Genomic DNA, 20,702 nt, shown 5'->3' on the forward strand with positions numbered 1-20,702 from the left:
CCTCTGGAAATAGCAGTCAAATTGAAACCACACAATCAGACCTTCCTTGGCCGTTTCTCTCAATCAAAGCCGGCAAGTCCATCAACCAATGTTCCGGGCAACGCCACTGCTCTGGCTACCCGGGCAATTTCCTCGCTCAGGGGTCGGTCGTTGGTCAGTCTTGGCGCCCTCTTGCGCACCCAGGCCAGCAGTTCGTTGACCGCGTTGCCAGCTGATACGCCGGCGTTTTCCTCAATCCTTAAATCCAATGCCTGAGCGACCATCAGGGCATCAATGGCAAGCAGGGAACTGAGCAGGTCCAGGAGCTCGCCAGTGCGGCGGGCGCCAATCGTGCCCATGGTGACCACATCCTGATTGTCGCCATTGGTGGGTATCGACTGGATCGATGCGGGTGTTGCTTTTATACGCATCTCCGCCAGCAAGGCACTGGCGGTGACCTGGGCCCCCATAAAGCCGCTCTGAAGCCCGGGCTGCTCCGGCTGAAGGAACGCTGGCAGCCCCTTGTTCAGCCGTGGATTGCACAAGCGCGCAATGCGTCGTTCAGCGTGTACGCCCATGGTAATAACCGCATTTGCCAGGGCGTCCGACGCAAAGGCGACGTGTTGGCCATAGAAATTACCGCCGTGGAGCACCCTGTCCTGGTTATCCGGGAGAATCGGGTTGTCGGTGGCACTGTTCAGCTCGATACCGACGGTCTGATCGTGCCAGTCGATCTGATCACTGACGGCGCCCAGCAACTGCGGCGCACAACGAAGACTGTAGGGATCCTGAAAAGACTCACCCAGGTACACCAGTTGACCCGGTTCGACCCCGTGTGAATCGTCCAGCGCCGTCTCTGTTTTCTGGACCAGTCGGTTCAACCAGCGATGCAGCCGCTGCTGTCCCGGATGCGGACGAACCTCGCCAAAAGCAAAATCCCAGGCTTCCCGGCGACCATTGAGCACTTCGGCGTGACCTGCACACAGCAGGGCGCTCCAACGCAGAGCTCGCCCCGCTGCTGCGCCGTTAATCCCGGCGATACCCGTCATCGCTGAGGTGCCATTGACCAGTGCCAGCGCATCCTTGCCGCCGGGCCTGAACAGTGATAGGCCGAGTGCCGCAAGAACCTCCTTCGCAGGCCCCGGTTCGAAGCCACCCAGGCCGATCTCGCCCTCGCCCATCATCGCGCCAACAATGTGGGCCATTGGCGTCAGGTCACCGCTCGCACCAACCGTGCCCATAGATGGAACCACCGGAATGGCGTCAAGATTGAGGCACTTTGTAAGCATGTCCAGGGCATCGAGCGATATCCCCGAATAGCCCCGGGCCAGTGCGCTGATGCGGGCTGCCATGGTCGCGCGGGTGTGAATGCGGCTTAATGGCGCGCCGACGCCGGTGCTCAGGTGCGCGATCAGGTTCTTTTGCAGGTCGAGGGAAAAGTCGCTGCCAACGAGGGTATCCGCCAGCGGCCCATAACCGGTGGTCACGCCATAAATACGCCGGTTCTCCTTCAGATAACGAGCCAGGCGTTCATGGCTTTGCTCAACCCTTTGGCACACCTCCGCCGACAGGATCAGCGGCAAACCGTGGGCAACCGCTTCCAGGTCGGCAAGAGACAACCCCTCTGATCTGAGCTCGACGCGGTTACCAGTCACAGAGTTTCCCCATCTCATTGCGGGGCAGCCTGTCGCCCAGAGACAGGTGGGTTGGGCGCTCCGGCGCGGGCAGGCTGGCGCTCAACCAATCCCTGAGTTCCGCTTCCAGATGTCCGTCAACCGTTGCTGTGGCCGAAACTCCTGAAACCGGCACTATGAAGGCTTTGAGTCGAAGGCCCTGGCCTGTCTCGAACGGGCGAACAGCGCATTCCTGAACCTGGGGGTGACGCCCGATAAAATCCCTCACCCGCTCAGGCCAGACATTCACGCCACCCACCTGAACAGCGCCGTCTCGTCGTTTACGCGGAATCAGCGAACGGTCTGTCTGCCATTCAACGATGTCAGGCAGGAAATGAACGGCGCCCGTAGTCGAGATCAACTGATCATCGTCAAATTTCGTCCAGTACCCGAACAGGTGGAATGCACGCTGTGGATCAGTACGCCAGCCAATGCCTGCAGTTTCGCTGGAACCGTAGACTTCGATCATGGAAGCGAGCCCTTTTTCAATGGCTGACTTGATCACTTCAGGCGAACAGGGCGCAGTGGAGGTCACCCCCACAACCCCGACTGGAAAGCGACGGTGGCTGCCGTGGAAATACTGCCACCACTCTGGCACACCCAGAACCAGGTCCCCGGGGCGAAGGCCTCTGTGCGCGACAGCGACCGCCTCTTCCCCGTGAATAAGCGGCACCCGTAACCGGTCGCTTAGAAGCGGGCCCCAGATAAAGCCATAAATATGGTGCAGGGGAACCAGGGAAACAACGCGGGTGGTACCTTCAACAAGCGTGCTTATCTCACTCACTTCCGACTGCAATCGGGCTAGGGTCTGGGGAACCAGCGTCGGCTCGCCCGTCGTACCCCCTGAACGGAACCATAGCTGGGTCAGCAAACCCTCATCCAGGCTTTCAACAATGGCCTCGCTCCACTGACTCAAACGAACGCGCCGCAACAGCACTTCTTCAATCCCGGCTTTGTCCAGCTCAAAGAATTCAGCGACATTCCGGGCCACGGTGAGTTGATCCAGCGAACCCAGCGCAGCCGGTCCGGCCCTAAGATCGTCGTTACTTTCCAGGTCTGTGAGCAGTTCACGGGTAGACACCGCCCGGGACGGTGCCAGAGCGGCGGCAATCAGATGCTGCAGCAAAGCAGTGCAGTTATGAACCGACAGCATCAGCGGAAGATGCCTCGGGAATCCGGGCCACGTCTCATTATTTTTACTCACCAGTTATTGGGGTAAAAATACGAGGCTGTGGACGTAAGGATTTGCTGAAGAAGAGTTTAATTGTAATTAATTGTACGGATTCATCTTGCGGGCTGATGCGCGATCCAGGGCCGGCCATCGCCGCCCTGAACCCGCGCATCAAGAAGAACCTCGGAAACCGGCCCGGATTGGCCGGGCCTGTCACCAGGATGTAGCAATATACTGGGTTTCCAGAAACTCTTTTATGCCGTCCTGTGCGCCTTCCCGTCCGATTCCGCTCTCTTTCATGCCGCCGAAAGGAGCCGCCGGGTCGGAAACAAAGCCCCGGTTCACGCCCACGATACCGGCGTTGATCCTCTGCGCGATTCGCATGGCCTTGCCTACGTCCTGGCTGAACACATAGGCGGCCAGGCCATAGGGTGTGTCGTTGGCCTGCTGTATTACAGATTCCAGATCCTGGAAGCGCACCAGCGGTGCAATCGGCCCGAACACCTCCTGGCCGAGAATGCGGGCATCCGGTTTTACATTGCTCAGTACGGTTGGCGCGAAGAAAAAACCTTCGGCGTGAAGCGTGGTTCCGCCGGTTTCAATCTTGGCGCCGTCGCTGACCGCCTCGGCAATGATCGCCTGCAGTTTTTCCAGTTCCTTGCGGGAAATGATCGGGCCTACGTCCACATCAGGCTCCAGGCCATTGCCTACCTTCAGCCCTGCAAATCGCTCCACCAGACGGCTGCAGAACTCATCATAGATCGAGTCGTGAACATACAGTCGGTTGGCGGCAATGCAGGATTCACCGGCATTACGCATCTTGGCGAGAAAGGCGCCTTCGATGGCGGTGTCGATATTGGCGTCATCGCAGACGATCAATGGGGCGTTTCCGCCAAGTTCCATTGAGGTATTAAGGATCCGCTCGGAGGCAGCGCTCAACAGCACCCTTCCAACCCCGGTGCTGCCGGTGAAAGAAATCTTGCGGAGCCGCTCATCCTTGACCAGGCTGTCGGTAAGCGTCGCCGCATCATCCGTTGTCAGGATGTTCACAAGGCCGTCGGGAACACCACACCGCTGCATCAGATCTGCCAGATACATGGAGGTAAACGGTGTCTCCTTTGGCGGCTTGACGATCACCCCGCAGCCCGCGGCAATCGCCGGTGCAATTTTGCGGGTGATCATCGCCGCAGGAAAATTCCAGGGCGTGATCAGCAACGCAGTGCCCACCGGCTGATGGGTCACTACGATCGTGTGTTTACCACTGGGGGATGGCCGCATTTCGCCGCCCAGGCGAAGGGATTCCTCGCCATACCAGCGAAAGAATTCCGACGCATAATCAACTTCGCCAGTGGATTCCTTGAGGGTTTTTCCCTCCTCAAGGGTGATCAGCCTTGCAATGGTATCCTTCTCCTTCTGCATGGTATCGAACACGGCTCGCAATACCTCTGACCGCTCTCGCGGGGTCAGCGCCATCCACTCCTTCGCGGCTCCCTCGCAGGCATCCAGCGCCCGCTTTGCATGCTCGGGCGTGCAGCTGGGAACCGTAGCAATAAGGTTCTCGGTGGCCGGGTTAACCACATCAAACTTGCCACTGGTTTCGGTAATCCACTCACCGTTGATGAACAACCCGTTGGGTATGCTTTGTCCGATTGCTTCAATGTATTCTTTCAAACCACAGACTCCCTGATTCTGGAACTGCCAATGGATTGGCCGTCAGCTGGTGCCGGTTACCAAAAACTAGTACTTGTTGGCGATGAACAGTTCCTTGGACGGGAACAGCGTGATCACCTGGCAGCCATCGGGCGTGACAACGACTTCCTCCTCGATACGGGCGGCACCGTTGCCATCAGCGGCAGGGCAATAAGTTTCCAGCGCGAACACCATGCCTTCCTGCAGTTCGAAGGGGCTGTCGAACGACACCAGTCGGCTGATAATTGGCCGCTCGTGCAGTGCCATACCAAGGCCGTGGCCAAACTGCAGGCCAAAGGCTTCCATTTCGTTGGCGAAGCCAAAGTCAGTCGCCTTGGGCCAGACCGCTGCAATCTTGTCGGTTGTCATACCCGGCCTGACCAGCTCGATGGCTGAATCGATCCATTCCCGCGCCTGCTTGTAGGCATCTTCCTGAGATTTTGTGGAACTGCCGATGTTCAGGGTGCGGTAATAACAGGTGCGGTACCCCATGAACGCCTGGATCACGTCGAAGAATGCCTGATCCCCGGGCCGGTACATGCGGTCAGTAAAGTTGTGCGGGTGGGGACAGCAGCGCTCGCCGGATACGGCGTTGATCGCCTCTACATCGTCAGAGCCGTTGTCGTAGAGGAACTTGTTCACCAGGGCGACCATCTCGTTTTCACGGGCGCCCGGGCGAAGCTTTTCCGCCAGGTGGTCATAGGCGCCATCCACCATGGTAGCGGCCATATTCAGCAGGGTGATTTCATCCTGGCTCTTGATCTGACGGGCATCAAGCATGACCTGCTGCACATCTCTGATTTCCAGACCCGCTTCCTGAAGCGCGAATAACATGGGTGGTTCGCAAACATCCACACCAACCGGCATGTCGGCAACGCCCTCGGCTTTCAGGATATCCCGGATCTCTTCGGCAGCGCGCTTGAAAAGCCCAGCCTCCTTACCAATGGACCCTCTCAGACCCAGCATGCCTGCACGACACCGTTCCTGCTTCAGCCAGGGCGCATAAATCCGGTGATGGGCAGCGGCTGAACCGAAATCCCAGAGGTAAGGATCAGAGTTGCCGGTAAACAGGGCATAGCGACAGAATTTGTCTCGAGTCCACTCGCCGATGACAGAGCTGGTGAGATAACGGATGTTGTTGTTATCAAAACAGAGAATGGCACCAAGGTCAGAGCCGGCAAGCGCTTCCCGTGCCCTGCCTGTGCGGTAACGATGCAGGCGGTCGTAATTGACCCGCTCCTCAAAATCCACGTGCATCCGCCCCGGAGCGGGAATGGGACGCCCCCACACCCAGTGCGGATCAACATCCTCGGAACGGACAATGGTTGGCTCGCTCGGTTTTACGGTCTTGGCCATGACTCCTCCTAGATACGGCGGCAAAAGATAAGCCTGTTCTTGTTTTGAAGCTTCTCACTAACGATGAACACACTTTAGTGCAAACGTTTGCGTTAATCAATTAAAAAGGCCGCAGGCAACTCCAGGTCGAACAAGTTGGTGTATAATTCACGCTATCAATTTCTATCGGATACTGGACTCTGGTTTTGGTGCAAAGGAAACGGGTAACACTTCGCGATCTGGCAGAACACCTGAACATCAACACTTCCACGGTTTCCCGCGCTCTGAGCGAGAAATCCAGCGAGATGATTTCGCCTGATGTTGTGAAACGCGTGAAAAAAGCGGCCCTGGAGATGGGCTACAAGCAGAATGCCGCCGCCTACGCCCTCAAGATGGGAAGCACCAAGACCATTGGCATGATTATTCCGGACCTGATGAACCCGGTGTTCCCGCCCATCATCCGCGGCATTCAAAGCGTGCTTGACCGTTATGGCTACACCGCATTTCTGGCCTACAGTGAAAACAACGAAATAACCGCACACACCGAAGTGGAACGGCTGATCAGCCGGGGGGTTGATGGCATCATCTACGCGGCCGCTTTTCGAACAGACAGCGTCGTTGATCTGTGCAAAAGCCAGGGTGTACCGCTGGTACTGGTCAACCGGGTGGTCGATCAGGGCGATGTCGACACGGTAAAAGTAGACGACTCGCTGGGCATAAAAATGGCGGTGGACCATCTGCTAGAGCTGGGTCATCGCAAAATCGGCTTTATTGCCGGCCCCAAGAACATTTCAGTTTCCTACATAAGACTTCGCGCCTTTACCCAGACCATGGCAGAGCATGACCTTGAGGTAGAGCCCCACCGCATCGTTGAAGCCCATGCCCTGTCAGAAGACGCTGGCGAAAAAGCGATGTCGGTCTTCCTCGGGCAGAACTCAGACGCCACAGCAATCATTGCATCCAACGACCTGATCGCGCTCGGTTGTTATACCGCACTGAGGCAATTCGGTTACACCTGCCCGAAGAGGTTGTCGATTGTCGGGTTCAACAACATGCCCTACCTCGACTGGTTCGCGACCCCTCTGACCACGGTGTCCATTCCCCACTTCCAGATGGGGGAGCGATCTGCGGAATTGCTGCTCAAGCGGATTAAATCCGGCAATCTCGACTTCAATGAGGAAGTCCTGCTCAAGCCCAAACTGGTGATCCGTGGCTCGACCGCCCCGGTTGTCCGCCGCAAGAAAAAAAGCGACGCCAGCTAGCGTCGCTCAACAGTCATATCCCGTGAAAGCCTCAGGTATTCTGGCCAGTGATGGCCCTGATCAGCGAATCCTCGGTGACCTCACTGCGGTCAAAGCACTGGGTGATGCGGCCGTCGTACATCGCAACGATGCGGTCGCTGACGGTCAGCACCTCGGGCATTTCAGAGCTGACAACAATAACCGCAAGTCCGGTCTTGGCCAGCTCCCTGATCAGATGATGAATCTCTGATTTGGAGCCAACATCAATGCCTCTGGTCGGCTCGTCGAGAATCAGTATTTTCGGCGAGGTGCTCAACCACTTGCCGATGACCACTTTCTGCTGATTACCCCCACTCAGGTTAAGCGTTTCATACTCCCAGCCCGGACATTTGATCCGAAGCTTTTCCATATACTCTTCAAAAATGGTTCTTTCAGCGGCGGTGTCGATCCACCCGTACTTGGTGAATTTGCTGATGTTTGCCAGGGTCGTGTTGTCCTTACAGCTCATGCCGAGTACCAGACCCTGTTCCTTGCGGCTTTCCGGCACCAGGCCAAGACCCTGGTCAATGGCATCGGACGGTGAACTGATCGGCAGGTCTTCACCCTGAACCTGAACACTGCCGGCGTCCGCTTTACGCAGGCCGAAGATGGTTTCCATGACTTCAGTCCGGCCGGCTCCCACCAGGCCATAGAAACCAACCACTTCGCCGGCCCGGACATCAAAGGAAATATCCGAGTACAAGCCTTCGATAGCCAGCCCCTGCACCGCCAGAGCGGTCGGCCCCAGCTCCGGCGGCTGATGTTGGATATCGGCGTCCAGATCGCGGCCGATCATGCGCTGGGTCACTTCGTCTTCATTGGTCTGGGCAGTTTCAAAGGTGCCCTGGTAGGTACCGTCACGCAGCACAGAGATGCGGTCAGAAAGCTCGAAAATCTCATCCATCCTGTGGGAGATATACACGATACCGGTGCCACTTTCCCGCAACTCCCGGATGACACCGAACAGCACCACTTTTTCATAGTCTGTGAGCGAAGCTGTGGGTTCATCAAACACCACCACCTTGGGCTGGAACACCAGGGCGCGGGCGATTTCGACCATCTGCTGGTTGGCAATCGACAGGTTGCCAAGGCGCTCCGTCGGTTCGAATTTGCAATTCAGTCGAGTGAGTATTTCGCCACACCGGTCGTTCAGGTGCCGGTTATTAACGAACATATTGGCAAAGCGGGGCATGTTTCCGAGAAACACGTTTTCCGCCACCGTCATATCGGGCACCAACGACAGCTCCTGATGGATCAGCAACACACCATGATCACGGGCTTCGATCGGGCTGGTCATCTGCACCCGCTGACCTTCGAGAATCACCTCACCGCCATCCGGCTGGTAGATACCGGCCAGGATCTTCATCAGGGTGGATTTGCCGGCGCCATTCTCGCCGAGCAGAGCGTGTACCTCCCCGGCGCGGACATCCAGATCGACACCGTCCAGAGCCTTTACACCCGGAAACGTTTTGCTCACGTTCTGAAGTTTCAGTAGCGTTTCCTGCGCTGGCTGCAGGTTCACGGACTCGTTCGCTGCTGTTTCAACCTGACTCGTCATGCCCCGACTCCTTGCCCCTGCTGCTCCGCAAAGCGCTTATCAATAAACAGAACGATGATCAGAATGGAGCCCAGAATGATCAGCACGTAGAACGAAGGCACCTGAAGCAGGTTCATACCGTTTCGGAGAATCGCAATCGCCAGAACGCCACCCAGTGTGCCGATTATGCTGCCAAACCCCCCGGTCAGGCGGGTGCCCCCAAGCACCACAGCGGTAATCGTCCAGAGTTCGTAATTGCGGCCGAGATTGGGCGTTGATGCACCCATCTGGGTGGACAACAGGATACCGGACAGCGCCGCCAGGAAACCCACCAGAATGAAGTTGATCAGCATATGCGGGCCAACCCGGATCCCTGCTTCTTTGGCCGCCACTCTATTGCCGCCCACCGCAAACACATTTCGTCCGTGAATGGTGTATTTCAGAATCAGATGGGCGACGATCGTCAGGAGTATAAAAATCAGCGCCAGTACGGGAATCGAGAATATTTCACTGGCACCGAAATCGGAGTACGCCAGATCATAGGCGTAGAAAGACTGTTCGTCGGTATAGATAAAGACCAGCCCCCTGACCCCGATCATTGCACCCAGCGTCACGATGAATGCGTCAACACCGGTTTTCCAGGCGATAATGCCGTTGAGCGCGCCAATCATGATTCCGGACATCAGGCCAACCGCCACGGCGCCAATGATGCCTAACTCGGACTGCAGACCGACGGCAAGACTGGCCGCCAGAGCGACGGTAGCGCCAACCGACAGGTCGATGTTGCCGTTGATCATCACAAACGTCATGCCAAGAGCAATCAGGCCGATGGTCGAGGCCTGAACCAGAATATTACTGAAGTTGTTGAGATCGAAAAAATAAGGTGAAGACACGCTGAAAAAGACAATGCAGACAAGAACAAATATCCAGATCGGCTGCTTTTTTATCAGATCAACTATACGATTCATTGTCGTTATCCCCGTCATATTTCGGGTTTTAATAGGTGCTGAGCAACTTGCCGCGCTTGGCTGCGATATCGAGCCAGACGGCCACGATAATCACCACCCAGGTCACCAGCCACTGGGTGTAATAGGGGTAGCCCAGCAGTAACAGGCCATTCTGGATCATCGCCAGAATAAGCACCCCGATCACGGTTCTGATGATACTCCCCGAGCCACCAAGCAGGCTGGTTCCGCCCAGGATGACGCCGGCCAGAACCAGCAACTCGTAACCTTCGCCAACGTTGTTCTGTGACCCCATCACACGGGAGCCCAGAATGAGAGCCGCGCAGCCAGTGGTAAAGGCGGACAGTAAATAGGTACTGAAGACCAGGCGATTTCGACGCAGCCCGGAGAACAGCGCAGCGGTTCCATTACCGCCAATGGCGAAGATCTTTCGCCCGAAGCCGCTTTTCAGCAGCACAATCTGCAATGCAATGCCCAGTACAATGAAGATGAGTGCCGGTATGGGGATACCAAGGAATTCTTCTCTTCCGAAAAACGCAAACCAGGTGTTTTCCTGATCGGATATATCGACGTTCTTGCCGCCGCTGTAGACCAGCGTAATGCCCTGAATGGCTGAGAGCATGCCGAGGGTGACGATCAGGGAGTTGAGCCGCAGATAACCAATCAGATATCCGTTTACCGCGCCTATCAGCAGGGTGAATACAAACATCAGGATGATGGCGGTTCCCGGCCCCACCTTGTCGTGAAGGTCGACCACCAAAACGGTCGCAAACGACAGCAGGGAACCGACAGACAGATCCAGATTCCCGCCAATGACCACGAACGTTACGCCCAGAGCAATGGTCCCGATGATGGATGCCTGCATCACCACCGTGAAAAAGTTGTCAGCGCTCAGGAAGCGGTCCGTCGCCAGGGAAAAGATAACCACGCAAAGGACAAACGCGACCGAAATACCGTGCTTGCCAAAGAACTGAAGCGGCGATAGCTCGCTGTTTTTTGAACCCGGCCTGAAAGAACCCAGTAAAGCTTTCATTATTTGACTCCACCAACAGGGGCCCTTTCGCAAGGGCCCCTTTTGAACGTCAGATCAACCAACTCAGAAAACAGGCTTTTCAAATTCATCCATGTTTTCGCGGGTGATCTTTGGTGTGTCGAAATAGCTCATCTTCTCCACTTCTTCACCCTTGGCAACAGCAATCGCAATGTTCAAAGCGTTGCGCGCGTCCTCTGCCGGTGACTGATAGACCGATCCATGATATTCACCCCGCTCCATGGCCTCATAGCCCACCGCGAAGTTGGTTGCGCCAATGAAGATAATCTCGTCAGCGCGGTCCTCGGATTTCGCAGCGTTCAGGGCGCCAACGCCCATGTTATCGTCTGCGGCGTATACGCCATCGATATTGTCGTAGCGGGTGAGGAAGCCTTCCATGGTGCGCTGGGCTTTTTCACGGTTCCAGTCACCAGGCTGTGAATCCAGAATGGTCACATCCGGGCAGACTTCCGGCAGCCGATCTTCAAAGCCTTTTTGCCGTTCGATCGCTGTGGTGTAACCTGGTTGGCCGGTAATCTGGACAATATCGCCCTTGCCACCCAGCTGGTCGCACATCATTTCCGCCGCGTAAGCGCCCTGCTGTATATTGTTGGGGCCAGAGAAAGAGGCAATCAGCGGCTGGCCCGCTTCAGCAATATTGGAATTGGTGACAACAACCGGAATACCTGCGTCTTTGGCGCGCTTGACAGCGGGCACTACCGCCTGACCGTCAGTCGGCCAGATGATGATGACGTCAACCTGCTGCTGGATCAGGTCGCGGACCTGTGAAATCTGGCGGGCCACATCACCACCGGCATCAAGCACCACGGCATCCACGTTATCCGCCGCTTCAGCGGCCTCTTCAAATGCCTGCTCATAAGTCGTCTGATAGCTGTCGACGCCGACGTTGTTCTGGGTAATACCGATCCTGAAGGTTTCTGCCTGCGCCATGGATGACAGACCCAGGGCAAGCGACCCGGCAATCAGTGATGTTTTGCCAAAAGAGCGGATGGTACGAATTGAACTGATCTGAACTTTCATTGTTTTGACTCCGTTGCTTGTTTTTTTACGGACATGAAGGTTAATGAGAACCTCATGAACAATCGTTGCAGAGTACAGATAATAATGCAAACGTTTGCATTCATTTTTTCCTACTTTTTAATGGGCATGCTGGTGGCCTTCTTCCACCTGCCCATGTTCAACCAGCAAAACCTCAGTTGTTATCAGAAGAGTTGCCAGCGAAGAAGCGGTCTGTAACGCCAACCTTGTAACCTTTGTCGGATCAATGATCCCGGCGTCAAACAGGGATTCGATGTTCCCCGTCGCAGCATTCAGGCCATAATCAAGCTCCCCGCCGCGGATATTCTCGATGATGACCCCGGGAACCAGGCCCGCATTTTCAGCAATGGTCGACAGCGGAGCTTCCAGGGCCCTGATGGTCAGCGCATATCCGGCAGCCTCATCGGGCGTCAGCTGAGTCGGTGGTCGCATTTTTTCGATCACCCTGATCAACGCCACGCCGCCCCCGGGTACATAGCCCTCTTCCACCGCTGCCCGCGTGGCCTGAATCGCATCACCAATCCGGTCTTTGCGCTCCTCAAGCTCTACCTCGGTTGCAGCCCCTACTTTAATGACGCCTATACCACCGGAAAGCCGTGCTTTTCGCTGCATTAATTTTTCCCGATCATAGTCGGAAAAGGCGTCCGGTATCTGCTGCCTGATCTGATCGATCCGGTCTGAGATGGCCTCGCTATCACCGGCGCCATCAATAATGGTGCAGGTATCCTGGCTTATCACTACCCGCCTGGCGCTGCCCAGGTCCGGCTCCTGAAGATCGGCGATGGCGACCCCAAGCTCCGCAGACACCAGCTCCGCACCCGTCAATACCGCAATATCGGCAATCATGTTTTTACGCCGTTCGCCGAAACCCGGTGACTTCACTGCGGCAACTTTTACCCGGCCCTTCATATGGTTCACGATCAGGGTCGGCAGAGTGTCGTGCTCGAACTCCTCGGCAATAACCAGCAACGGGCGACGCCCCTTGCCTACCGCCTCCAGCAGAGGCACCAGATCGTTGAATGAATCAAATTTACCATCGATTGGCAAAATCAATGGATCCTCGAGATCCACCGTCATGCTTTTGTGATCGTTGATAAAGTGAGGGGAGGCGTAGCCACGATCAAACTGCATGCCTTTGACCAGCTTCAGTTCGAGATCCAGGCTGGTTCCATCCTCAACGGTAATGACCCCCTCCGAGCCAATTTCGTTCATGGCTTCAGCAATCATTTCACCAACGGCGGTATCACCATTGGCCGAAATTGTCGCGATACGGCGGATTGATTCAGGCTCATCACAGGGCCTCGACATTCCGTTCAGGGCGCTGACGGCATCTTTCGTTGCCCACTCTATACCCCGCTTGATCGCGACCGGGCTCATATTGGCCGCAACCGCTCTCATTCCCTCGTTCATCAGTGCCTGGGCAAGAACCGTAGCCGTCGTGGTGCCATCACCGACCTCTTCATTGACCCTTGATGCGACATTGCGTGCAAGGCGCGCTCCCGTATCTTCGATTTCATCGGGCAGCTCCGTCTCCTTGGCAACCGACACGCCATCCTTGGTCACATAAGGCAGGCGATCCTTCTTACTGATCACCACGTGTCGTCCACACGGACCGAGTGTTGCTTTAACCGCATCCCCCAGCGTGTTGATTCCTCGCAGTAAAGAATTCCGGGCTTCCTGATTGAACTGAATATGCTTGGCTGACATAAGAAAAAGGTTCCTGAAATTGGCAATGAACGTTTTTACTGGCTGTTTGCCCACGCAAGGACATCGCCGACATGAACGATGATCCGGCTGCTGCCGGCGTCTGCAATGATTTCACCGCGGCCTGCTGCAAAGAAGAGAGTGTCGCCTTGCTGAAGGCCTTCAAGGCGGGACCGGGCGTCGTAGCCAATCTCGACCACTCGTCCTTTCGGAGATTCTCCAGAGCTTCTGTTCGACATAACAATGCCCTGGGCAGATTCCTGGCGTTGCTCGATCAGTTCCAAAATAATGCGGTCGGGTGCGGGATGCAGCGTCATAAAAATTTCTCCGGCTGGTATTTTCTTTGTTATTACTTATATTTATTGCACACAACAATAATTCCTCAAATCAATGTAGCGCAATCGTTTGCATTTGTAAAACCACTTGGCTAGACTCAGTTCATCACCCGAAACCTAAACAAAGACAAAATATGAGGGGAACGATGGATAAGACGCGATTGAAAGACAAAAACTGCCTGATCACCGGCGCGGCAAGAGGTATGGGTGCCGCTGTTGCAGAGCACTACGCCGAGCAGGGTGCGAAGGTCTGCGTGGCAGATATCAATCTCGAGGGCTGCCAGGAAGTCGTCGCCCGCATTAAAGAAAAAGGCGGAGAGGCGATTGCAGTCAGCCTGGATGTAACCAACCGGGACCAGATGAAAGCGGCGGTCAAAGCCACTGTCGACGCATTCGGCAGCCTCAACGTCATGCTCAACAACGCCGGCATCAACAAACCTCTGATGTTTCTTGACATCACCGAGGAGAACTGGCGCCAGATCATGGATGTGAACGCCTGGGGCTGCCTGGTTGGCATGCAGGAAGCAGCGAAGCAGATGATTGCCCAGGGTAAGGAGAATGGCCCCTACAAGATTATCAACGTCGGCTCTATTCTCAGTCGCCAGGCCTTCGATGACGTCGTTCCCTATTCATGCAGCAAACACGCTGTTCAGGCCATGATCAATGGTGGTGCAAAAGCCCTGGTCGATCACAACATCACCGTAAACGGCTATGGCCCAGGTGTTGTTCGAACAGAGCTTTGGGAACAGCTTGATAAAGACCTGGTCGCCATCGGCAAATTCGATAAGGCCGGGCAGTCCATGGATCAACTGGCGGAGAGCATGATACTCATGAAGCGCTACTCCTACCCGGAAGACGTCGTCGGAACGGCCGCGTTCCTGGCGAGCAGCGACTCTGACTACATGACAGGTCAGCTGCTGATGATTGACGGCGGTATGATAATGCAGTAACCCGCACCCTCTGCTGAGGCCGTCTGGAGCGAAGCAGTCGTCGATAATGCCCTGACGCTAAACCGGCATTGCATTGTTGTTTTCCTACCCCATTTGTCGTGGGAGTTTGCGCCAGCGTCTTGCTGGCGCTTTTTTGTTTAAGCGCCAGCAGCTTCGAATCAAGAGGTCGATCCCCCTATTTCAAAGTGAAGCCAAACGCAGCCAAAGCGTACAGATTACGATGCAAACGTTTGCATTATATTTAAGGTTTTGCTAAACAGTGAGTGTGCCACTGCACAATTCACCTAAACAACAAGAACGCGGAGATTACTATGAATAGTGTAATACCGAAGGTTAGATCCAATTTTCAGTGCCTGGTTGCAGCTGCCGGCGCAGCTGCAATGCTTTGCACTCCAACGGCTATCGCACAGGGTTCAACTGATAGCGCCATGGAAGATATACAGCGGCGGATCACAGACCTTGAGAATAATGTACCTCTCAGAGTCGGGATCGGCGTTGAGACGCTCTACATCCTTGCAGACAGCAGCGAGTCCAGCCGTGAAAAGACCGGCAACTATTTTCTCGACAAGTTCGAGTTGGCCATCAATGGCGATTTCGACGGCGGACTCTATTACCGGTCCAGATGGGATTACCAGGTAACCCAGCAGGCCTTTTTCCCGGCCTGGACTTACGCCGGCCTCAAGCACAATGACAACTGGGCGACAGAAGTCGGCGTCATTATTCAACCACTGGGAGCGGGCGTGGACGGCTCCTACTATGACAACAGCTTTTTGAGTGACGTGCCTCTGTGGCTTGGCCTGGCAAACAATTCCGAGCCGGGCATCAAAACCAAATTCAAGCAGGGCAACATGGACTGGGTGTTCGCCTTCACCAAAAACGCTGAACTGAGCAGTAAGCCCACTGCGCGATTCCGCCCTGATCTGATTTCCCAGGTCGGTCTTTCGGACGTGGAAGTAACCAACACCTTTCACGGTGGCGGCGCTTACACCATTGATCTGGATGGGGCGAGCCTGCAACTGGGTTCCAACGGTCAATACGGCGACCTGTACAACACCTTGACAAATGAGAGCGGGGGCGAGCATTGGGCGGCGACTGCATTTGCCAACTACAACGTCGGCGGCTTTGCCTTGACACTCCAGGGCATGACCTACGACTACAACCTGGAAAAAGCGCCCGTCGGCGGCCCGGCCACCACCGACACCGTTTATCTGTCACAAGGCAAACCGATTCCGGCGAGCGGCAATGTCTACTCAACCCGGATCTCCTACACAATGCCGACGTCTGTTGGCGTCTTTGACACCGTCAAGTTCTATCACGACTACGATTTTCTCGACAGTGGCAGCGACGACACCATTTCCGCTGACGACACGCAGTTCAGCATTGCCGGCGTTCACCTCTCAAGGGGTGCCTTTAACACCTGGGTCAGTGTGTACACGTCCAAGAACGCTGATTTTGCGAACGGCGGGCCTGATGACGACACATGGAACACCCAGTTCACGGTCACCGGCGCGCTTTATTTCTGATCAATCTCTCGGAACCTGTCCAGGGCAAAGGACTGCCACTACTTATCAAATACGGTGTTTCCCGAGATTGCAGAATTCCCAACCGATGAACTCTGGATAACTGTCATGACCTCAAAAACCAAAACCAGGACCCGAGCGAAAACCGCATCAGGTCCCAGTAAAGAAGAAGCCCTTCGGATGTACACCCAGATGGTCCGAATCCGTACCTTCGAAGACAACGCAAACCAGCTTTACCTCTCCGGCAAGATGCAGGGCCTGACCCACATGTATTCCGGTGAGGAAGCGGTAGCAGTGGGCATCTGTGAAGCGCTGACCGACAGCGACCGAATCACCTCAACCCACCGGGGCCACGGGCACTGCGTAGCCAAGGGTGCCAACTACAAAGAGATGTTCTGCGAATTGCTGGGCAAGCAGGAAGGCTACTGCCGCGGCAAGGGCGGATCCATGCATATTGCCGATCAGAACCACGGCAATCTGGGGGCCAATGCCATTGTTGGCGGCTCCATGGGCATCGCCACCGGTTCTGCACTGCGGGCAAAGCTGCTGGGGCAGGACGACGTCACCGTCTGCTTCTTCGGCGACGGCGCCACCGCTCAGGGTCTGCTTTACGAAGTCATGAATATGGCCGCGCTGTGGAAGCTTCCGGTTATCTTCGCCTGTGAGAACAATGGTTATTCCGAGTACACCAAAACCGAGGAAATCGCTGCGGGCTCTATAACCGCACGAGCTGAGGCCTTCGGCATCGAAGCATTCCAGGTTGATGGCCAGGACGTTCTTGGCGTTAACGAACTCAGCAAGAAACTGGTCGCGCGCTGCCGTGACGGTGACGGACCTTTTTTCCTGGAACTGCTGACCTATCGCTACCACGGCCATCATGTTGGCGACATTAATCGCGAGTACTACCGCTCCAAAAAAGAAGAAGCCGACTGGAAGGAAAACCGCGACCCGATCATCCGCTTCCGTGCCTGGCTTGTGGAACAGGGCATTGCCGAAGAAAGCGAAATCGACGCCCTGAATGCCCAGATCAAACAGGACGCCAAAGAAGCTGTCGCCTATGCCGAAGCCGCCGCCTATCCGGGCGTCGAAGAGGTGGACATGCACGTTTACGCTGAAACCGACCCCGCCACGCTGCGGGCCGGGAAGTGAAGGAGATCGCCCTAATGAGAGAAATCACACTGTCCCAGGCCGTCAACGAAGCGCTGGTTGAGGAAATGCGCCGCGATCCCACCACATTCATCATCGGTGAGGACGTGGCCGAAGCTGGTACACCTTTCAAGGTACTGTCCGGGCTGGTTGAAGAATTCGGCACCAGCCGGGTGATCGATACGCCTATCTCGGAACCGGGATTCGTCGGCATCGGCGTGGGTGCTGCCCTGACCGGCGCGCGCCCGATTGTGGACCTGATGTTCGGCGATTTTATCTACCTGGTAATGGATCAGCTTTGTAACCAGGCCGCGAAACAGCATTACATGTCCGGCGGAAAACTGAGCGTGCCCATGGTTCTGCGCACCAACCTGGGCGCTACCCGTCGATCTGGCGCCCAGCACAGTCAGTCATTGCAGGCACTGGTTGCCCACATTCCGGGAATCAAGGTGGCTTTACCCTCCTCGGCCTATGAAGCCAAGGGCCTGATGAAAACGGCCATTCGGGACAACAACCCGGTCGTCATCATCGAAGACAAGCTGATGTACCAGGACAAGGCTCCGGTGCCGGAAGAGGAATACCTGATTCCTTTCGGTGAGGCCAATATAAAGCGCGAGGGCAGCGACATTACCCTGGTCGCCACCTCCTCCATGGTACAGGTCGCCGAAGCTGCTGCCAGCATCCTGGAAAAGGAAGGCATCAGTGCCGAGGTAATTGACCCCCGCACCATCGTGCCGCTGGACGAGAAGACCTTAATTGAAAGCGTCAAGAAGACCAGCCGCGCTATCGTGATTGATGAAGGCCACCAGAACTACGGCATCACCGGCGAAATTGCCAGCCGCCTCAACGAAAAAGCCTTCTATTACCTGGACGCCCCCGTGTTGCGCATGGGCGCCATGGACGTACCGGTGCCCTTCAGCCCGGTGCTTGAGGACCTGACGGTACCCACACCGGAAGGCGTCGCCGAAAACGCTCGCAGACTCTGCGCGGGGGAGATGATTCATGCCGCTTGACGTCATCATGCCAGCATTGGGGATGGCTCAGGACAAGGGCGTCCTTCTTGCCTGGCACAAATCACCGGGCGACCCGGTCGCCGAAGGGGATCCCCTGTTTGAGGTGGAAACCGACAAAGCCACCATGGAAGTGGAAGCACAGGGCTCCGGTTTCCTAACCGATGTAACTGCCTCTGCCGGCGATGAAATACCGGTCGGCCAGACCGTTGCACGTATTTCAGAAACGGCGGAAGACACTGGAACCACCTCAGGAACCGCCCAGGACAGCCCATCAGACGAAGAAACGCCAACGTCCGATGATCATCAGGCCAGCCCGGCCATGCCTGAAGGCGAGCAGGTCATCATGCCTGCACTGGGCATGGCCCAGGACGCGGGGCAGATCGTGGCCTGGCGCAAAGCGCCCGGTGATGCCGTCACCGCCAGCGACATTCTGTTTGAGGTGGAAACGGATAAATCCGTTGTGGAAGTCGAGGCCGGGCACGATGGCTTCGTTGCCGCCCTGCTGGCAGAAAAAGGCGAAGACGCGCCGGTGGGCCATGTCATTGCCATCATTACCCGCGAAAAACCGGAATCTCCCTTCCAGCAGAGCCTGAGTGCCGCCGGGAAATCGCCGCAGCCGGCAGAAGCCACAAAGTCAGCCGAGCCTGCGCCCGCTAACAAACCAGCCCCTGCGTCCCGGAAACCGGCAGCTACACCAAAAGCGCCCGGTGCGGCGCGGGAAGGACGCATCCTGGCATCACCGAAAGCCCGACGCCTGGCCCTCGAGCGAGGTCTGGACCTGGCAAGGCTGGCCGAAAACGGTTACCCGCAGCCCTATCACGTCAAGGATCTGGACACTCTCGCGCAACTGCCGGACGCGAAGACGCCTGCACTGTCCGGTGCAGCGCCCAGCCGTTACCTGTCCGCCGACGTGGCTGCTCATGGCTTTGACCAGTTTGCAGCCTGGGCCGCCGAAGAGGCCGGCCTGACCAATCCCGGCGCTCTGTTGGCAGGGTTTGCAGGGGTAAGCCTGAGTCACACGGGTATCACCGTGGCACTGGAAACTTTCGGTAAAACCAGGCTCTTTGAAGTTCGCGGTCGACGCCTGGGCAGCCTGGTTGAAGTCGATCCTGAATCCGGCCCGGCGCCCGATCTCAAGCTGCGCGACCTCAGGTTCGGCCACCTGAACAGCCTTCAGACCGGCCCGGAAGAGATTCCGGTGCTGAGTGTTCTGGCCAAAGGTGAAAACCTGACGCTGACGCTGGAATGCGCTGCCGAGCATCTCGATGCATCCGCAGCCATTGCCCTTCTTTCCGATTTCGCAGGCCGGCTGGAGCAACCGCTCCGCCACCTGCTCTGAGCCATGGAGCAGAAGCCCATCATGACAGACATCATTGCATCGCCTTCGGTCAGGGCGCTGGCCCGGGAAAAGGGAATTGATCTGGAAGAGCTGGCCCGCGACCTGCAACGGAAGAATATTGTGCGAGACGACCTCGAAAACGGAACACCTGCCGCCACCAGAAGTCCGGCTGGCGACACATCATACTGGCAGGTTGACCACGCCCGGTACGGCCAGGTCACTGAACAGCCTACCAGCCGTTTTGCACAGGTCACCGCCGCCAACCTGGCCGCTGCGCAGGCCCATATTCCAGCGGTAACGCATCATGATCGTGCGGATATCAACGCGATCGAGGATTGGCGCCAGCAGCTCAAACCGGAAGCGAAGGCCCGTGGCGTGAAGCTGACCGCGCTGGCGTTCCATGTGGTCGCCCTGGCACGTTGCCTGGAGGAATTCCCGCGCTTCAATGCCTCGCTTTCAGAAGATGGAAAAACACTTTTTCTGAAGGAATATGTGCACATTGGCATCGCCGTGGATACCCCCCACGGGCTCATGGTTCCGGTGATTCGCGATGCCCATTTGAAGGGGCTATGGCAGATTGCAGAAGAAATTGCTGATCTGGCGGCTCGCGCCCAGGACCGGAAAATCAGCGGCGAAGAAATGGGTGGCGCGTCCATGACCATTACCAATCTGGGTGGCATTGGCGGCGTTGGATTTACCCCGATCGTCAATCCGCCCGAAGTGGCAATACTGGGCCTTACCCCGCCGGAAACCGTGCCAGTCTGGGACGGTGAAACCTTCCAGCCGGTGCCCAGGGTGCCACTGGACCTCAGCTACGACCATCGCGTTATCAATGGCGCCGACGCCGCACGCTTCAGCGCCCGCTATTGCGCCTTGCTTGCCGATCCTCGCCGTTTAGTAATCTGAGCAACCCAGAGTTATGACCGGGGCACGGCCCCGGCTTGACTCCGCCTTAAAGCCTTGCGAATCTCGGTGAA

17 protein-coding genes are annotated in these 20,702 nt (G+C 56.5%); 7 read left to right on the top strand and 10 right to left on the bottom strand.

The window, feature by feature from the left end; genetic code table 11:
• Positions 1 to 59: 59 nt before the first annotated feature.
• The 4 genes from E5Q11_RS10800 to E5Q11_RS10815 all read right to left on the bottom strand — a co-directional run bounded on the left by E5Q11_RS10800 (position 60) and on the right by E5Q11_RS10815 (position 5,868).
• On the bottom strand, positions 60 to 1,634 hold the full coding sequence (locus E5Q11_RS10800; RefSeq protein WP_210426321.1) for an HAL/PAL/TAL family ammonia-lyase: 1,575 nt from the start codon (positions 1,632 to 1,634) through the stop codon (positions 60 to 62).
• Positions 1,624 to 2,805: an AMP-binding enzyme gene (locus tag E5Q11_RS10805; RefSeq protein ID WP_135803446.1), complete on the bottom strand. Its 1,182-nt coding sequence runs from the start codon at positions 2,803 to 2,805 to the stop codon at positions 1,624 to 1,626. Before E5Q11_RS10805 ends, E5Q11_RS10800 begins: the two co-directional genes overlap by 11 nt.
• Before the next feature lie 231 nt (positions 2,806 to 3,036).
• The gene (locus tag E5Q11_RS10810; RefSeq protein ID WP_225315012.1) at positions 3,037 to 4,494 is read right to left on the bottom strand and encodes an NAD-dependent succinate-semialdehyde dehydrogenase; all 1,458 of its coding nucleotides are present in this window, start codon (positions 4,492 to 4,494) and stop codon (positions 3,037 to 3,039) included.
• A gap of 66 nt (positions 4,495 to 4,560) precedes the next feature.
• Positions 4,561 to 5,868 (bottom strand): M24 family metallopeptidase, encoded by a 1,308-nt coding sequence (locus tag E5Q11_RS10815; RefSeq protein ID WP_135803447.1) that lies wholly within the window; start codon positions 5,866 to 5,868, stop codon positions 4,561 to 4,563.
• A gap of 188 nt (positions 5,869 to 6,056) precedes the next feature.
• On the opposite strand from E5Q11_RS10815, the gene E5Q11_RS10820 reads away from it, so the two are divergent.
• The gene (locus E5Q11_RS10820) at positions 6,057 to 7,109 is read left to right on the top strand and encodes a LacI family DNA-binding transcriptional regulator (RefSeq protein WP_225315042.1); all 1,053 of its coding nucleotides are present in this window, start codon (positions 6,057 to 6,059) and stop codon (positions 7,107 to 7,109) included.
• 31 nt (positions 7,110 to 7,140) lie between these two features.
• On the opposite strand, the gene E5Q11_RS10825 is transcribed toward E5Q11_RS10820, so the two are convergent.
• The 6 genes from E5Q11_RS10825 to E5Q11_RS10850 all read right to left on the bottom strand — a co-directional run bounded on the left by E5Q11_RS10825 (position 7,141) and on the right by E5Q11_RS10850 (position 13,739).
• Entirely contained in the window at positions 7,141 to 8,685 is a 1,545-nt protein-coding gene (locus E5Q11_RS10825; RefSeq protein WP_135803449.1) for a sugar ABC transporter ATP-binding protein, read from the bottom strand.
• Entirely contained in the window at positions 8,682 to 9,632 is a 951-nt protein-coding gene (locus E5Q11_RS10830; RefSeq protein ID WP_135803450.1) for an ABC transporter permease, read from the bottom strand. The genes E5Q11_RS10825 and E5Q11_RS10830 overlap by 4 nt, the downstream gene beginning before the upstream one ends.
• A gap of 28 nt (positions 9,633 to 9,660) precedes the next feature.
• Entirely contained in the window at positions 9,661 to 10,662 is a 1,002-nt protein-coding gene (locus tag E5Q11_RS10835) for an ABC transporter permease (RefSeq protein ID WP_135803451.1), read from the bottom strand.
• Between the two features lie 63 nt (positions 10,663 to 10,725).
• Entirely contained in the window at positions 10,726 to 11,700 is a 975-nt protein-coding gene (locus E5Q11_RS10840) for a sugar ABC transporter substrate-binding protein (RefSeq protein ID WP_135803452.1), read from the bottom strand.
• A gap of 117 nt (positions 11,701 to 11,817) precedes the next feature.
• On the bottom strand, positions 11,818 to 13,425 hold the full coding sequence (gene groL / locus E5Q11_RS10845) for a chaperonin GroEL (RefSeq protein WP_135803453.1): 1,608 nt from the start codon (positions 13,423 to 13,425) through the stop codon (positions 11,818 to 11,820).
• A 35-nt stretch (positions 13,426 to 13,460) separates the two neighbouring features.
• Positions 13,461 to 13,739, bottom strand: a complete 279-nt coding sequence (locus tag E5Q11_RS10850) for a co-chaperone GroES (RefSeq protein WP_135803454.1) — start codon at positions 13,737 to 13,739, stop codon at positions 13,461 to 13,463.
• Between the two features lie 164 nt (positions 13,740 to 13,903).
• On the opposite strand from E5Q11_RS10850, the gene E5Q11_RS10855 reads away from it, so the two are divergent.
• The 6 genes from E5Q11_RS10855 (at position 13,904) to E5Q11_RS10880 (ending at position 20,631) form a co-directional block, all read left to right on the top strand.
• On the top strand, positions 13,904 to 14,707 hold the full coding sequence (locus tag E5Q11_RS10855; RefSeq protein ID WP_135803455.1) for an SDR family NAD(P)-dependent oxidoreductase: 804 nt from the start codon (positions 13,904 to 13,906) through the stop codon (positions 14,705 to 14,707).
• Positions 14,708 to 15,135: 428 nt separating this feature from the next.
• Positions 15,136 to 16,230 (top strand): hypothetical protein, encoded by a 1,095-nt coding sequence (locus E5Q11_RS10860; RefSeq protein ID WP_135803456.1) that lies wholly within the window; start codon positions 15,136 to 15,138, stop codon positions 16,228 to 16,230.
• A gap of 105 nt (positions 16,231 to 16,335) precedes the next feature.
• The gene (locus E5Q11_RS10865) at positions 16,336 to 17,376 is read left to right on the top strand and encodes a thiamine pyrophosphate-dependent dehydrogenase E1 component subunit alpha (protein WP_135803457.1); all 1,041 of its coding nucleotides are present in this window, start codon (positions 16,336 to 16,338) and stop codon (positions 17,374 to 17,376) included.
• A 14-nt stretch (positions 17,377 to 17,390) separates the two neighbouring features.
• Entirely contained in the window at positions 17,391 to 18,386 is a 996-nt protein-coding gene (locus tag E5Q11_RS10870; protein WP_135803458.1) for an alpha-ketoacid dehydrogenase subunit beta, read from the top strand.
• The gene (locus tag E5Q11_RS10875; RefSeq protein WP_135803459.1) at positions 18,376 to 19,725 is read left to right on the top strand and encodes a biotin/lipoyl-containing protein; all 1,350 of its coding nucleotides are present in this window, start codon (positions 18,376 to 18,378) and stop codon (positions 19,723 to 19,725) included. Before E5Q11_RS10870 ends, E5Q11_RS10875 begins: the two co-directional genes overlap by 11 nt.
• A gap of 21 nt (positions 19,726 to 19,746) precedes the next feature.
• On the top strand, positions 19,747 to 20,631 hold the full coding sequence (locus E5Q11_RS10880) for a 2-oxo acid dehydrogenase subunit E2 (protein ID WP_135803460.1): 885 nt from the start codon (positions 19,747 to 19,749) through the stop codon (positions 20,629 to 20,631).
• Positions 20,632 to 20,702 lie beyond the last annotated feature (71 nt).

It is taken from the genome of Marinobacter confluentis, assembly GCF_004785685.1.
Classification (GTDB): Bacteria; Pseudomonadota; Gammaproteobacteria; order Pseudomonadales; family Oleiphilaceae; genus Marinobacter; species Marinobacter confluentis.